The 16,386-nt window shown below is 70.0% G+C and carries 7 protein-coding genes and 1 pseudogene; 2 read left to right on the forward strand and 6 right to left on the reverse strand.

The window, feature by feature from the left end; all coding sequences use genetic code 11:
- Positions 1-119: 119 nt before the first annotated feature.
- The 3 genes and pseudogenes from ACWDNU_RS33270 to ACWDNU_RS33280 form a co-directional block, all read right to left on the reverse strand.
- On the reverse strand, positions 120-1,337 hold the full coding sequence (locus tag ACWDNU_RS33270; protein WP_449671786.1) for a cytochrome P450: 1,218 nt from the start codon (positions 1,335-1,337) through the stop codon (positions 120-122).
- Positions 1,334-7,351, reverse strand: a pseudogene (locus tag ACWDNU_RS33275) (SDR family NAD(P)-dependent oxidoreductase); the annotation flags it as partial. The gene ACWDNU_RS33270 and the pseudogene ACWDNU_RS33275, both read right to left, overlap by 4 nt.
- A gap of 514 nt (positions 7,352-7,865) precedes the next feature.
- On the reverse strand, positions 7,866-9,200 hold the full coding sequence (locus tag ACWDNU_RS33280) for a threonine/serine exporter family protein (RefSeq protein ID WP_449671787.1): 1,335 nt from the start codon (positions 9,198-9,200) through the stop codon (positions 7,866-7,868).
- A gap of 315 nt (positions 9,201-9,515) precedes the next feature.
- Between ACWDNU_RS33280 and ACWDNU_RS33285 the strand changes: the two genes are divergently transcribed.
- Both ACWDNU_RS33285 and ACWDNU_RS33290 read left to right on the forward strand, forming a co-directional pair.
- Positions 9,516-11,564 (forward strand): hypothetical protein, encoded by a 2,049-nt coding sequence (locus ACWDNU_RS33285; protein WP_449671788.1) that lies wholly within the window; start codon positions 9,516-9,518, stop codon positions 11,562-11,564.
- A 26-nt stretch (positions 11,565-11,590) separates the two neighbouring features.
- Positions 11,591-13,222 (forward strand): hypothetical protein, encoded by a 1,632-nt coding sequence (locus tag ACWDNU_RS33290; RefSeq protein WP_449671789.1) that lies wholly within the window; start codon positions 11,591-11,593, stop codon positions 13,220-13,222.
- Here ACWDNU_RS33290 and ACWDNU_RS33295 read toward each other — a convergent pair.
- From ACWDNU_RS33295 to cysD, 3 genes are all read right to left on the reverse strand, one after another.
- Positions 13,191-13,388, reverse strand: a complete 198-nt coding sequence (locus ACWDNU_RS33295) for a hypothetical protein (RefSeq protein WP_449671790.1) — start codon at positions 13,386-13,388, stop codon at positions 13,191-13,193. The two genes, ACWDNU_RS33290 and ACWDNU_RS33295, sit on opposite strands and share 32 nt — an antisense overlap.
- A gap of 230 nt (positions 13,389-13,618) precedes the next feature.
- A complete protein-coding gene (gene cysC / locus ACWDNU_RS33300) occupies positions 13,619-15,448 on the reverse strand; it encodes an adenylyl-sulfate kinase (RefSeq protein WP_449671791.1) in 1,830 nt (609 codons plus the stop codon).
- On the reverse strand, positions 15,448-16,365 hold the full coding sequence (cysD, locus tag ACWDNU_RS33305) for a sulfate adenylyltransferase subunit CysD (protein WP_449671792.1): 918 nt from the start codon (positions 16,363-16,365) through the stop codon (positions 15,448-15,450). Before cysD ends, cysC begins: the two co-directional genes overlap by 1 nt.
- Between the last annotated feature and the right edge of the window lie 21 nt (positions 16,366-16,386).

Raw genomic sequence — 16,386 nt, forward strand, 5'->3', positions numbered from 1 at the left:
GCGGCGCAACAACATCTGCGTAAACCGGTGATAATCAGCCGCCGTCGACACCAAGCCTCCGCCGCCGGAAAGGCAAGCCGGGCGCGACGTTCCCACCCTCACGAACCTTTGCCGGAGCGTCACTTCGCAGGCAGTGCCTTTGTCCAGGTCAGTTCCAGCCGCTCCGGCCCCCGCTGCCGCCGCGCGCTCAGCCACGGCACCTCGGCCGCGTCCACCGCCAGCGACAGATCCGGGAACCGGGCCAGCAGCGTGCCCAGCGCGACCTGCAGTTCCAGCCGCGCCATCTGAGCGCCCAGGCAGTGGTGCGGGCCGTGGCCGAAGCCGACGTGGTGGTTGCGCGGGCGGGCCAGGTTCAGGTCCTCCGGGCACTCGAACACGGTCGCGTCGCGGTTGGCGCCGTCCACGTCGGCGAACACCGCCTCGCCCTTGCGGATCAGCTGGCCGCCGATTTCGACGTCCTCGCGGGCGATGTGCGCGAAACTGGCGCTCGCGCTGAGCGGCACGAACCGCAGCAGTTCCTCGACCGCCGACGGCATCAGGCTGGGATCCGAGCGCAGGCGGGCCAGCTGGTCCGGGTTCGTCAGCAGGGTGTAGAGCAGGTTGGAGATGTGGTTCGCGGTCGTCTCGTGGCCGACGGCCAGGATTCCGCCGGACAGGTCGATCAGCTCGCCCTCGGTCAGCCTGCCCTCGTCGTCGCGGGCCCGCACCAGCGCGCCGATCAGGTCGTCGGTGGGGGTTTCCCGGCGCTCGGCGACCAGACCGGCGATGTACCCCCACAGTTCGCGCTGCGCGGTCATGATCGCGGTGTGGTCCGAACCGTCGCCGCTGAGCATCAGCATGGTGTCGGTCCAGGTGTGCACCTTCTCGCGATCCTCCTGCGGCACCCCGAGAAGCTCGCACAACGCGGTGATCGGCAGCGGGATCGAGAACGACGACACCAGGTCCACCGGCGGGCCCTGCTCGATCATCCGGTCGATCAGTCCGTCGGTGATCTCCTGCACGCGCGGGCGCAGCGTTTCCACCCGTTTCGGCGTGAACGCGGCCGCGACGAGCCGGCGCAGCCGGGAGTGCATCGGCGGGTCCATGGTGATGATCGAGCTTTCGCTCTCGATCGCCTCGGTCCCGCGCGGCGCGTCCTTCCCGACGGTCAGGCTGCGCATCAGCCTGCGGTCCACCAGCACAGCCCGTACGTCTTCGTACCGCGTCGCCAGCCACGCCTCGCCGCCGTACGGCAGCCGCACGCGGCTCATCCCCCGCTGCTCGCGCATCTCCGCATACCGGGCGTCGACCGCCAGCGCCGACGGTTCGAACGGGTACGGGCACACTTCAGTGTTCACGACGAACTCCCAAGTCCGGTAACGGTTTCCACGATCGGTTCTGCCACGGATTCCAGCCACGCCCCGACGGCCGACGCCGTGCTCTCCGCGTCCTCGGCGACGATGCTGAAGTGGTCCCCGGGCACGGTCTCCACGCGGTCGGCTCGCGACCACGTCGTCTGCCACGCCGTCCCCGCGACGTCCCCGAAGCTGCGGGCGGAGCGCAGCAGCACCGAGGGGACCCGGATATCCGGCGGTCCCGCCGTGGCGAGGAGACCGAGGTAACGGCCCATGGCGGTCAGTTGCGCCCGGTCGAACCCGCCGCCGTCCTCGCGGGACAGCACTTCCCCGGCCATCGCGTGGACGGCGTCTTCCGCCGGGCCGCCCATCTCGTAGGTGTCCAGCAGGCACAAGCCCGCCGGAGCACGGCCGGTGCGGGCCAATTCCGCCGCCACGGCTTCGGCCAGCAGGCCGCCGGACGAATATCCCAGGAGTGCGAAGGGTTCGTCGTCGGCTGCTTCGCGGGCCTGATCAGCGAGAGTGGCAATGAGCGTGGCGAGGTCGGCCGGAAGCGGTTCGTCCGCAGTGAAACCGGGCAGGGACAGCACGCCGACGCGCCGGTCGCCGCGGAATGGTGCGGCCAAGCGTCCATATTGGACAGCGCCGGTCATCGCGGCCGGTGAAGGCACGCACAGCAGCGTGGGACGCTGTGCTCCCTCGGCCAGCCGTACCGGCCGAGATGCCCTCGCCGTGCTGAACGACTCGCGCAGATTCGCCGCAGCCCCAAGCAAGGCGACACCTTCCGGCACCCGGCCCGCGGCAACCGCCTCGGCGAATAGCCGCGCGACCGGATCTGTTGGCGTCAAGGCAGAAGACTCAGCTGGAGTGTCCGAAAAGGACTCGTTCAGGAATTCGGCCAGGTCCGCGACCGTCGGATGGTCGAACACGAGGGTCGCGCTGAGAGTCAGGCCGGTCAGTTCAGCGAGCCGGTTGCGCACCTGGACCGCCGTGAGCGAGTCGAAACCGAGATCCGGCAGCGCGCGGCTGGGTTCGAGGGTCTCGCTGTGCCCGAGCACCGCCGCGACCTGCGCGCCGACCAGTTCCGCCAACCTCTCCCGGCGTTCGGCCGGTGGAGTACGACGCAGCCGGCCGGCGGCGGAACCACCTGCGCGCCGGGTCGCCCGCACGTGGCCGCGGAGCAGCGGCGGGACGTCGTCGCCACGCCACGCGTCGAGCCGCAGCGGGGCCAGTACCGGCGCTGGATCGGCGAGGGCCGCGTCGAACAGCGCCAACCCCGCTTCAGCGGTAAGACCGCCGGTGCGCTCGTCGGAATTCCACAGACCCCAGGCCAGCGACTGAGCGGGCAGTCCCAGGCTGCGGCGGTGCTGGGCGAGTGCGTCGAGGAACGCGTTCGCCGCCGCGTAGTTCGCTTGGCCCGGCGCGCCGAGAATGCCCGCCGCGGAAGAGAACAGGACGAACTTTTCCACGTCACCAGCGAGTTCGTGCAGGTTCCACGCGGCGGCGGCTTTGGCCTCGAACACCGCGTCGACCTGGTCCGCGCTCAGCGAAGTGAGCATCCCGTCGGCCAGCACTCCCGCCGCGTGCACGATCGCGGTGACCGGGTGCGCGGTCAGCAGCGCGGCGACGGCGGATCGATCGGTGAGATCGCAGACCGCCACTTCGGCCTCCGCACCGAGCACGGCCAGTTCGGCGGCGAGGCCGTCCCCGCCCCGGCCGGTCCGGCTCGCCAGCACCAGCTTCCGCACGCCGTGCTCGCGCGCCAGGTGTTCGGCCGCCAGCCGGCCGAGCTGCCCGGTCCCGCCGGTGATCAGCACCGGACCCGGGCCCCACTCCACGCTGTCAGCGGCTTCGACGGCGACCAAACGCGGGGCGAAAGTCCGATGGTCACGCACGACAATGGCTGGCTCGCGCACAGCGCCGATCAGCTCGTCGGACGGTGGCGCGTCCGTGTCCAGGTGCGTGATCCTTCCGGGGTGTTCGGTCTGCGCGGAGCGGACCAGCCCGGCGACCGCCGCACCGGCAAGGTCCACCGGTTCGCCGGGGAGCCCGGCCGCATGGCGGGTGATCACCACGATCCGCCGGTCGTCCGCGAGCGCCGTGCGCAATGCGCCGAGAATCCGGTGGACTTCGTGCTGTGCCGCCCTAGCGTCGGATCCCGGCGATACCGCCAAGGTTTGGACGCCCTCGTTTTGTGCGTCGGGAAGAACGCATTCAGTCCATTCCGGACGGAGCAACGACCCGGAGCGAGGAGCCCGCCGCACGCCGGTGACCGGCCGCAACGCCAGCGAACCGATCGTGGCCACCGGATTGCCCGAGCAGTCCGACAAGGACAGCGAGACCGTATTCTCCCCCAGCGGTTTCACCCGCACTCGAAGCTCGGAGCTGCCGGGCGACCACAAGTCCACTTCGGACCACGAGTACGGCAGCAGCGTCCCCGCACCGGCCGCCGGACCGAGACCGATCGCGTGCAGCGCCGAATCGGCGAGCCCCGGATGCAGGCCGAACTCAGCAGCATCCAGCACCGCGGACTCCGGCAGGGCGACTTCAGCGAACACCTCGTCCCCGCACCGCCAAGCGGTCTTCAGGCCTTGGAATAGCGGGCCGTACTCGACACCACGCTCGGCGAGAAGCTCGTACATCCCGTCGAGATCGATTTCCTCAGCCCCGGCAGGCGGCCAAACCGGACCGGTCTCCGGTGCCGGTCCAGCCGGAGCCAGCGCACCGTCGGCGTGCCGCACCCAGGGCGCGTCGCCCGTCTGCGCATGGATGCTCAACGGACGCACCCCGGCTTCATCAGGCCCACCGACGCGGACCTGAACCCGGACCCCGTCGCCGTCCAGCACCAACGGCGCGTGCACGGTCAGCTCGCGAACCCGCGTGTCTCCCGACTCCTCACCGGCGCGCAGCGCAAGTTCCAGGAATCCGGTGCCGGGAAACAGCACCGAGCCGCCGACGGCGTGTCCGGCCAGCCAAGGCTGCGCGGCGACCGAAATCCGGCCGTGCAGCAGGAATCCGTCGCCGTCGGCGAGCGGAACCGCGGCCCCCAGCAACGGGTGCCCGGCAGCTTCGAGCCCGGTCGCGGACAAGTCGCCCGCCTCGTCCGACGCGGACAGCCAGTAGCGTTCCCGCTGGAAGGCGTAGGTCGGCAGGTCCACCAACCTCGCTTCGCGCGGCGCGAGAACCGCGGCCCAGTCCAGGGATACACCGTCAGCATGCAGCGCCCCGATCGCCTCGGCGATGGCGACGTCCTCAGCCACCCCCCGGCGCAGCGCGGAGACGGCCAGCGGAGCGTCCGGGAGCAGCGCCGTGAGCGGCCCGTCCGCGCCGAGTTCGAGGAACCGGGTGACGCCCTGGCGCTCCAGTGTGCGGACCGCATCGCCGAACCGGACCGTGTGGCGGATGTTGCGGACCCAGTAGTCCGCGTCGAAGGATTCGATCGGCTCGCCAGTCACGGTGGAGACGATCGGCAGCGTGGGTTCGGCGTACGTCATCCGCGCCGCGATCGCGCGGAACGGCTCCAGCACCGGGTCCATCAGCCGCGAATGGCAGGCCACCGAGACCGGCAGCCGCTTGGTGCGCCGCCCCGCAGCGGAGAACCCGGCGACGACGGCCAGCACCGCCGCTTCCTCCCCGGAGACGACGACGGCTCGCGGACCGTTGACGGCCGCGACATCGACCGCCTCCGCTGCGATGACCGCTCGCGGACCGTCGACCGCCGGGACGTCGACCGCTTCCCCGGACGCGACGGCCACTCGCGGATCGTTAACGGCCGCGACGTCGGCCGATTCCCCGGACGCGACAACCACTCGCGGATCGTTGAGGGCCGCCACGTCGACCGCTTCTCCCGAGGCGACAACCGCTCGGGCACCGTTCACCGCCGCCACATCGACCGCTTCTCCGGAGACGACCGCTCTCGGATCGTTGACGGCCGCGACATCGGCCGCTGCCCTGGTGACGATCGCTCTCGAGCCGTCGACCTCGGCCACCTCGACTGCTTCCCCGGTGAACTCCTCCGGCTCCGCCTCGATCGCCGCCATCGCTCCGCGCGGCTGGGCCTGCATCAGCGTGGCCCGCGCGACGACCAGCTCCGCCGCGTCCGCGAGCGTCAGCACTCCCGCGCAATGCGCGGCCGCGAGCTCGCCGCCGGAGTGTCCGCAAAGGACGTCCGGCTGCAGCTGCCACGATTCGGCCAGCCGGAACAACGCGACCTCGACCGCGAACAACCCCGCCTGGCTGTACCGGAACTCGTCGAGCGCGCCGCCGATCGCTTCCCGCAGCGGACGGTCCAGGTGCCGGTCGAGTTCCGCACAAGCAGCGGCGTAAGCAGCAGCGAACACCGGATACGCGGCGGCCAGTTCCTCGCCCATGCCCGTCCGCTGCGAACCGGCGCCCGAGAACAGGACCGCCAGCGGCCCCTCGCCGCGCACCGCTCTGGCGGACGGTTCGTCCAACCCGGCCAGCAGCTCGTCCCGATCGCGCGCGACGACTGCCGTGCGATGCTCCAGGTGCGTACGGCCGGTCGCGAGCGTCCAAGCGACATCCGCCGGACGGACATCCGGCTCCTCGCGCAGCCGCTCGGCCAGCCGGTCCGCCTGCGCCCGCAGGGCCGCCGGATCGCGCCCGCTGAGCACCACCGGCACCGCTACCCCGTCGCCCGCAGCGGGCTCCGCGGGTGCGGGAGCTTCCTCCACCACGACGTGAGCGTTCGTCCCGCTGAGCCCGAAACTCGACACGGCACCTCGACGCGGCCGAGTCCCGCGCGGCCACGGCGTCGCCTCGGTCAGCAGCTCGACTTCGCCGGCAGACCATTCGATCCGGCTGCTGGGCGCGTCCACGTGCAAGGTCTTGGGCAGCAGTTCGTGCCGCAACGCGAGCCCCAGCTTCAACAGCCCAGCGACCCCGGACGCGGCCTGCGCGTGCCCGAGATTGGACTTCAACGACCCGAGCCGCAGCGGACCCCCGCCGCCTCGGTCCGCACCGTAGGTGGCCAGAAGCGCTTGCGCCTCAATGGGATCCCCGAGCGGTGTGGCAGTCCCGTGCGCCTCCACGACGTCGATCTGCGCGGCGGACAACCGGGCCGACGCCAGCGCCTGCTTGATAACCCGGCGCTGCGCCGGGCCGTTCGGCGCGGTGATGCCGTTGGACGCGCCGTCGGAGTTGACCGCGCTCCCGCGAAGCACCGCCAGGATCGGACGTCCGGACCGGCGTGCGTCGGAAAGCCGTTGCAGCACCAGCATTACACAGCCCTCGGACCACGCCGTTCCGTCCGCGGACTCGGCGAAGCTCCGGCACCGCGCGCCGCGCGACAATGTGCCGTCCTTGCTGAACTCGACGAACGTGCGCGGCGTCGACATCACCGTCGCGCCGCCCGCGAGCGCGAGTTCGCACTCCCCCGCGCGCAGCGCCTGCGCCGCCAGATGCACGGTGACCAGCGAGGACGAACAGGCCGTGTCCACCGTGATCGCCGGGCCTTGCAACCCGAACGTGTAGGCGACCCGGCCGGACACCATCCCGGACGCGCCGAAACTGCCCGGATAGTCGTGGTACATCACGCCGGTGAACACGCCGGTCCGGCTGCCGCCCAGCGACCGCGGCGGAATTCCGGCCCGTTCCAGGGATTCCCAGCCGGTCTCCAGCAGGAGCCGCAGCTGCGGGTCCATCAGGAGAGCGTCGCGCGGGCTGATCCCGAAGAGCCCGGCGTCGAACTCCCCGGCACCGGTCAGGAATCCGCCTTCCCGCACGGAAATCGACCCCGGCCGGACCCCTTCGGGATCGTAAAGCCGCTCGACGTCCCAGCCCCGATCGTCCGGGAACCCGCCGATCGCGTCGCCGCCGTCCGAGAGGAGCCGCCACAGCTGCTCCGGCGTCTCGATCCCGCCCGGCAGCCGGCATCCCGCGCCGACGACCGCGACCGGTTCCGCTCCCGCGGCCGCTCCGAGCAGCCGCCGGTTCTCGTCTTTGAGCCGATGATTCTCCTTCAGCGACGTACGCAATGCGGCGACCAGGGTGCGTTCGGACTCGCTCAACGGCCCCCCAGGGCTAGATGTGCGGCGTGACCAGTCCGACATTACGCACCAACCGGATCACTGCCACCCCCTAGATAATGGGCCCCGGTAGCCGGTTCTCCCTCCGCTGACGCTCGCGCACCCCGCTGAGCAGCGCGGGGATCTCCTTTTCCGCAGCGGAATTCTCGTCGTTCACCCCCCTTTCTCCCGGGCTCCGGGATCGCTTTGCCCGCGCTGGTGTTTCGACCAGCAGCACCGTGCTGGTCACGGAAGTCCAGGTTGTGCTGCAGGACGCAGGTGATCGGCCCTCGGAGGAACACGATGCCCGAACCGGCCCGCGCGAACTGCAGGCCAAGCATCGCGCCGACACCGATCGCCGCAGCCGGCACGATCGCTTCCGCCACGGGCGAAAACCGCGACAAACCCGAGCACGTCGCCGGACCCGGCACCACCACACCCGCCAAACCCGGAATCGTCACCACCGCAACACCTTCAAGGCCCGGCCGCCGCACCGGCCGGTGCCTCAACGGAATCCTCGCCGTTCACCCCCTTTCTCCCAGGCACCGGGACCGACCTGCTCACGACGAGGCTCGCCCAGCAGCACCGCCGCCGGTCGGCGCAACGCCGCGAGCTGCAACCCCAGCACCACACCGACACCGATCGCCGCCGTCGACACGATCGCCTCCGCCACCGCGTCCCAAGCACCGGGCACACGAGCGAAAACCTGCGACAAACTCAGATACATCGCCGGACCCGGCAACACCGCACCGGTAAGACCAGGAATCGTCACGACCGCAGTCGGCACCTTCAAGATCCGCGCCGCCGCACCGGCGAGGAGACCGAGCACTGTGGTCGCGAGGAAAATCGCCACCGGCACGGACAGGCCGAGCACCGACCGCCCGGCCCAGTTCACCAGCGACGTCACGAGTCCGGCCCCGCAGGCGAGCAGCCACCATCGCGCCGGAGTGCCCATCAGGATCGCGTTTCCCAGCGAACCGACCAGCGCCGTCACCGGCACCAGGGCGAGCGGCAGCGCGGCGAGCGAGACGCGGCTGGCCTCGCCGAGGATGTCGAGGTCGTTCGCCACCGACACCACGACCATCACCCCGGTCGCGATCGCCCCGGTCAGCAGCAGCACCGTCACGATCCGCGCGGCGGCCATCAGATGGAAGTCGCCGACCGCGTCCTCGACCAGCGACACCAACGACAGAATCGGCAGCAACAGCACGAGATTCGCCGCGGAAAGGCTCGCCGCTTCGTGCCCGGTGAGCAAACCGAGCGACAGCAACGAAATCGCGACCGCCAGCACGGTGCTCGCCTTGGCCGCGACCTGGAAGAACTCCGCGATGCCGACCGTGCTCAACGCCCAGCCGACGCGGTTGGCGAAAACGAACAACCCGGCCGACACCATCGCGGCGAGCACAGTCCCGTTCGCCTGCAGGCAAATCATCGCCGCGAGCAGGCAGCCGCCGAGCAAACTCACGTACCACGGCCAAGTCGGCCCTGCTTTAGCGAGGATTTCGGCGTCGCGCTCGGCATCGGCGGGCGAAACCGCACCGGCACCCGCTCGGACCGCGAGCGCCTCCAGATCTCCCATCCGGCCGATGTCGCGCGCGTCGTTCGCCTGCACGCTCCCGAACAACACCAGCGGTTCCTCGCCCCTCCCCGGGCAGTATTGAAGGTGAATTGCCCGTACTCCCACTGAAATCCGCAGATCCTCGACGCCGCCCGCGAGCGCCAGCCCGCGAACCGTGCGCACGATGACCGCCGTTTCGATCCCCTGCTGGAACATCTGCATCGCCACATCGAGCGCGAAGCCCAGCACCCTTCGCGCCTGTTCGCGCTCGTCCGTTGCCATGAACCGCACTTTAAGGAGGCGCCCAGACAAAAACGGGCCGGCGAACGCGTCGCGAGCGCGGCTTCCCCCGATCGTGGCTTTTCCAGCGTCCGCGAGACCCTCAGGAAGCCCGGCACCACACCGCCCGCAGCCTTTGTTCCAGCCACCGGAACACCCTCGGGCAGCCCCTTGCGCGACCGGCCAGGATGGCCACACTTCTGAGTGAACCGCCGCGATACCTGTGACACGGCCCAGATCTGAACCGATACACCTCCCGCCGTGCCGTCGCACCGCGAGCGAGCCGAACTGCGCGTCCAAGACCTGGGGGAACCACCCGTGATCACTGCCGCAGAGCTTTTCGTCCGGCAGGCGTTCCGGCGACCGCCGGAGGGCACGTCCGCACCGGAGCCGGTGGTCGCGCTGCTCGGGCCGAAGGGCGCGGGCAAGAGCACCGCGCTGAGAGCGATCGGCGGCGCCTGCGGCGGCACGATCGTCCACGCCCGGCTCGATTTCCAGGACGCCCGCGTCGCCGACCCGATCTCCGCCGTCGCCTGCGTTTCCTTCCTGCTGGCACGGCATTGGGACAATCTGCCGCGCGACCCGACATTCCACCGCGTCGGGCTTTCCTTGCTGGCACTGAACGAAACCTTGCCGCAGGACCACGGCGCGGCCCGCGCGTACGTGCTCCAGCTCATCGGAAATTACCTGCACCAGGAGGACGACGAGCGGCTCGCGGACACGGCCGGCGAGGCGGTCCGGTTCGCCCTGTCGCTGTCCGGAATCGCGGATCAGGTGCCGGGTCCCGCGGTCCAGCAAGCGGTCAGCATCGGGATCGGCGCGCTGCTGCGTCTCGCGAACCGGCGGCGGCGAAGCGTACGGCAGGCACTGCGGTGGTTCGGCGGACTGCTCGACGGAGCCGGCACAGTCGACTCGCTGATCGAGTTGAGCCGGCGCACCACGGATCCGCTTCCGCACGTGATGAACGCGTTCCTGACCGATTTGTCGCGCAGCGCCGAGCAATGGACGACGCCGGTACGGCGATGCCAGTGTCTGGCCCCGCGCGGACAGGACGGCCCGCACGAGCACGCCTGGGCGCTGCTGATCGACAACGTCGACGCCACCGCCGCGGGCCACGCATTCCTCACCGCGTTGGTGCACGCACGGAAGAATCGGCTGCCGGAGCGCGATCCGCTGCTGATCGTCGCGGCGATGGACCGGTGGTCGGCCTCGTGGAACCACTGGTGGCGGGAACCGTGGCGGACGAAAGCGGACTGCCCGGACAAGCGGCCGGTCCCCCTGCTCTCCCAGGCCGATTTCAAGCAGTGGACCCAGCACCTGGCCGCCGCCCGCCCGGGCACGGGGCGGGCCTGGTATCCCGTCTGGCTGGACCCGCCCGGCCCCGAGGTCCTTCGCGAACTCGCCCCGACCGCTCCGGACGGCTGGGATCCGGCCGCTTTCGCCGAGTTCGTCCGGCGGCTCTCCGGCGACCTGCCCGCCGCCGCGCAGGAAATCGGCCGCCGGGTCGGCGAGCCGCCGTCGGACGCCCAACCGCCCGCCCGGTCGCTGCTGTTCCAGCCGCACAACGGAATCGCGCTGTGGGAACGCGCGCTGACGTCCTTCCTGCCGACTCCGCTGCGGGCGGACGCGCTGCACGTCGTCATTCCGCAGGCGGTCGCGGTTGCGGTCCGGCTCCGTCAGCCGGGACGGTCGGCGGACCTGAGTCCCGTCGCCTTTCCCGATGCCAACCACATTCTGAACGCGCTGCGCGAAAACCTGTGGGTCAGCACCTTCGCCGCCCGTCCTTCGCGACTGTGGCCGGTCGCCGCCCCTGGGGAGGAGCATCCCGCGGTCCTGCATCCGTGGCTGCTCGCCTGCCTGATGGCGGGCCTGCACGCGCAGAGCGCCACCGACCGGCACGCCGTGAGCATGACGTGGGCCGAGGTGTTCAGCGCGATGGCGGCCACGTGCGCCAAGCCGAGCGGCGACGCGGACCTGGCCCGCCAGCTGTACTACCACCTCGCCTGCGACAACTTCGACAACGCGGCCGGGGAAATGGTGCGGCAGTTCGCCGAGGCCGAGCACCCGGACTGGATCCGGCTCGTGGACCAGGCGACCGCCGCCCCGTGCCGGTGGCCCGCGCTCGAGCCGGTCGACGACATCGTCGCGCGGCTCGTGCCGGACGGGCGGCCGGGGCGGGAATCGGCCGAGGCCGCGGTCAGCTGCATCGTGGCCCTGCTCTGGCTGTACCACGACGCGCACACTCTGCCGGACCCGGTGCGGGACCGGCGGATCCGCCAGAATTTTCAGCGGCTGGCCAGCAACTATTCGGCCCGGGTGGACACGGACGCGCTGATCGACGCCGCCGAACGATTCGACAGCCGGTAAGCCGTCTCTTCTCCGACAGGAGCGCAATGAGCACCATCGAAAGAATCCTGCGCTGGTTCACTGACAAATTCCCGAGACTGGCCAACTGGGTACTGCGGCGACCGGTGCTGGCCACCGGTTTCGCCACCCTGACGGTGGTCGTCCTCGTCGCCGCGGGCATCCTCGTTCCCCCGCTGTTCGCCCCGTGCGGGGCAGGCATGTCGGCCGACTCGAACGACGCGTGCGTCGGCATCAACCTGGACAGCTCGCGGTTCAGGAAGGACGAACCGGAGCACATGCGGGACCTGGAGAACGCGATCCGGGCCAGCAACGAGGCCGTGACCGGCAATTACGTGTCGGTGGTGCTGTTACAGGACATGTCGCCGAACGAGGGCGTGGACACCAGGAACTATCCCGATCTCTACCCGGACATCGAGGGCGCGATCGCGGGGGTGTGGCGGGCCAACCACACCGCCGCGTTCCAGGGCAGCCTGCCGAAGGTGAAGCTGTTCCTGGCCAACATGGGCAGCCAGTACGCGAGCTGGTCCGAGGCCGCCGACCGGATCGCGGAGAACGCGGCCGACCACCACGTGGTCTCGGTCATCGGGCTCGGGCAGAGCATGGACAACACCCGCGCGGCGGCGGCGAAACTGACGGCCCAGGCGCATCTGCCGGTGATCGGCGCGACCGTCACCGGGGACACCATGAACCTCGACCCCGACGGCAAGCTCAACACCGGTTTCTTCCGCACCTCGCCCACCAACACCCATTCCGTGGCCGCCGCCGCCCAGTACATCGCCGGCATCGAGCCGGACCCGTCGCGGGTCGCGATCGTGCAGGACAACATTCCCGGCGACGACTACACGCAGACGCTCGGGGCGATGGCGGTCAAGGACATGCCCGCCGCGCACCGGTTCCCGTTCACCTCGCCGGGCGCACTGCCCTCGGACGTGTCCCGCGGCGACCCGCTGCGCACCCAATTCGCCTATCTGAACCAGAATCTCTGCTCCGTCGCGCCCACGGTCGTGTACTTCACCGGCCGCGGCGCCGATCTCGGGCCGTTCGTGCAGTCCTGGACGCAAGGCAACACTCCGTGCGCCAACGGGAAACTGACCGTCGTCACCGGCAACGACGGCGGCGCCGCGATCCGCGACGCCGGCCTCCGCGACGCCGTCCGCGGCGGCCATGTCCGGGTCGTCTTCACCTCGCCCGCCAGCCCCGACGAATGGGGCCCGTGCAACGGCACCGCGGAACAAGCCGCCTACAACACTTTCCAGGCCGTCTTCACCGGCAAACCCGGGGCGTGCGACGGCCAGCCCGTCCGCGCGGACGACGGAGCCGCCCCACTGGGGTTCTCCGTCACCGACCTGGACACCGGCGAGGGCATCCTCGCCCACGACGCGATGATGGTCGCCGTCACCGCCGCCCGCCGCGCGGCCGCGGGCAATGCCGACACGGTCGTGCGCACACCTCTCTCCCAGATCGGGCTCATCGAGGAAATGCGGTGCCGGAACGCCGTCCGGGGCGCGAGCGGCACCATCCAGTTCAGCCCCGACCAGTCCCAGTACGGCAACCCGGTGGAGAAACCGGTCCCGATCGTGGAAATCAGGGCCGACGGATCGACGGCCACGGTGTGGAACAAAGCGGTCACGCCTGCTGGGGCGAGAACGTCCTGCTGACGAGCCAGCCCCGGTAGCGACGCAAGGCGCGTTGCTGCAGAACGGTTTCCTTCACCAGCGCCAGCTTGGGATTCGTGCGCAACCGCGGCGCGCGACCCGCGCCGAGCCGTCGCGCGTCCTCCCACGACCGCTTTCCCGCGGCTGCCGGAGCGGCAGTTCCTCCCACGCCAGGCCCGGATTCACCCGGAAACTGCGCACGAGGAAGTTCAGCAGTTGCTCTGAGAGGGGCAAAGTCGCTCGCTCAGCCGCAGTCAGCCACCGCACAAGGAAGGCGAGCCGTGAGGAGCCGACTGGCGGCTTCGCTCCCTGTTCCCGTTTCCGCCATTCCAGCGGCTGCGGAGCGACGCAGCGCGCTCTCCCCTATTTCGGCCGAAAGGATTCTGCTCCGCCCGGACGTCACTCCAGCGCGGCGAGAACCAGTGCGGCCATCGCCACCGGATCTCCGTTTTCCGGACGCAACACGAGGTCCGGCGACGCAGGCCGTTCGTACGGCGCGTCCACTCCGGTGAATCCGGTGATTTCTCCCGACCGCGCCTTGGCGTACATGCCCTTCGGATCGCGGTCCTCGCACATTTCGAGCGGAGTGTCGACGAAGACTTCCAAAAACGGCAAACCCGCGGCTTCGTGCACGGCCCGCGCGAGCTCGCGGTCCGCCTGATACGGGCTGATCAGCGACACGACGGCCACTACCCCGGCGTCGGCGAACAGCTTCGCGACCTCCGCGACGCGGCGGATGTTCTCGGCCCGTTGCGCAGGGGCGAACCCGAGGTCGCCGTTGAGGCCGTGCCGGAGGTTGTCCCCGTCCAGCAGGTAAGCGGGACGGCCTGAGGCGACCAGCCTGCGCTCCACCTCGACCGCCACACTCGACTTGCCCGACGCGGACAGCCCGGTGAGCCAGACGGTACGGCCGCGGGTCGCGCGTTCGTCCCGCGACACCGCCGCCGGATGCCAGACCACGTTCGGCGCCGTCGCGCTCGGGCCGGTGATCATGCCCGCCCCGACGGTGTCCCCGGAGTGTTCGTCGACCAGCAGGAATCCGCCGGTCGGCTTATTGCGGAGGTAGGGGTCGAACAGCAGCGGCTGTCGTGTCCGCAGCCGGATCCGGCCGATCTCGTTGAGCGACAACGACTCCGCGGCCTCGTCGCGGTGCAGCGTGGTGACGTCGAGCCGGTAGTCGAGCGCGCGGACCTCGGCTTTGCTCTCGCGGGTGGTGTGCCGGACGAGGTAGTTCGCGCCCGGAGCGAGCGCGGCCTGTTCGGAGAACCAGCACACCATGGCGTCGACGTCCTGGCCGACGTGCGGACGGTTGCCCGGGCGGCAAATCAGGTCACCGCGGCTGAGGTCCAGTTCGTCGGCAAGCTCGATGGTGACGGCCAGCGAGGCGAACGCCTCCGGCACCTCGACCCCGCCCGGACCCCAGATCGCGCGGACGGACGTGCTGAATCCGGACGGCAGCACCGTCACCTCGTCGCCGGGCTTGAATACGCCACCGGCCACCGTTCCGGCGTAACCGCGGAAATCCCGGCTGTGGTCGCGAATCACGTATTGCACCGGAAAACGCGCGTCAACGAGATTGCGATCCGAAGCGACGTGCACCTGTTCCAGGTGATGCAACAGCGAAGTGCCTTCGTACCACGGCATGCTCGCGCCTCGGTGCACCACGTTGTCGCCGTGCAGCGCGGACATCGGCACGAAATTCAGATCCGGGGTCTGCAATTTCATCGCGAACCGGCGGAAGTCCTCGCGGATTTCCTCGAACCGTTCCTGCGACCAGTCCACGAGGTCCATTTTGTTCACGCACACCACCAGGTGCCGGATGCCCAGCAGGCTGGCGAGGAACGCGTGCCGGCGCGACTGTTCGAGCACGCCCTTCCGCGCGTCCACCAGGATCAGCGCGACGTCCGAAGTGGACGCTCCGGTCACCATGTTCCGGGTGTACTGCACATGTCCCGGGGTGTCGGCGATGATGAACTTCCGCTTGGGCGTGGCGAAATACCGGTGCGCGACGTCGATGGTGATGCCCTGCTCGCGTTCGGCGCGCAGGCCGTCGGTCAGCAGGGCGAGATCCGGGTACGCGTCGCCGCGGTCCCGGCTGGTGCGCTCGATCGCTTCGAGCTGGTCGGTGAACACCGTCTTGGAATCGAACAGCAAGCGGCCGATCAGGGTCGACTTGCCGTCGTCCACGCTGCCCGCCGTGGCGAGCCGCACCGTCGTGACCCGGCTCATCAGAAGTAGCCTTCCTTCTTGCGGTCTTCCATCCCGGCCTCGGAAATCCGGTCGTCGGCCCGGGTCGCGCCGCGTTCGGTGACCCGCGTCGCGGCGACCTCGGCCACCACTTCCGCCGGTGACGACGCGGTCGATTCGACACAGCCGGTGCAGGTCGCGTCCCCGATCGTGCGGAAGCGAACCGTTGCCGGGTAAGGCACTTCGCCCTCGCCGACGGTGAGGAACCGGGTATCCGCGAGCAGCATCCCGTCCCGCTGGACCACCGACCGCTGGTGCGCGTAGTACAGCGACGGCAGGGTCACGTTCTCCGCCTCGACGTACTGCCAGATGTCCAGCTCAGTCCAGTTCGACAACGGGAAGACCCGGATGTGCTCGCCCTTGCGGTGCCTGCCGTTGTACAGATTCCACAGTTCCGGACGCTGCCGCCGCGGATCCCATTGCCCGAATTCGTCGCGGAAGCTGAACACGCGTTCCTTGGCCCGGGCTTTCTCCTCGTCGCGCCGCGCGCCGCCGAACACCGCGTCGAAGCCGTTCTCGCGGATGCCGCGCAGCAAAGTCGCCGTCTGGAGCCGGTTCCGACCCGCCTTCGGGTCTTCAACGGTTCGGCCCGCGTCGATGTCGTCCTGGACGCTCGCGACCACCAGCCGCAATCCGTAGCGCTCGACGGTTTCGTCGCGGAACCGGATGACCTCGTCGAAGTTATGCCCGGTGTCGACGTGCATGACTGGGAACGGCAGCGGCGCGGGCCAAAACGCTTTCGCCGCGACGTGGAGCATCACCATCGAGTCTTTCCCGCCGGAGAACAGCAGCACCGGCCGCTCGAAGGTCGCCGCGACCTCGCGGAAGACATGCACGGCTTCAGCTTCGAGCGCACCGAGGTGGCTCAGCTCGTAGGCCGGGGGTGCCTGGGACGCCATCGGATCCGCCCTTCCGGGGTC

It is taken from the genome of Amycolatopsis sp. NPDC003676, assembly GCF_053587275.1.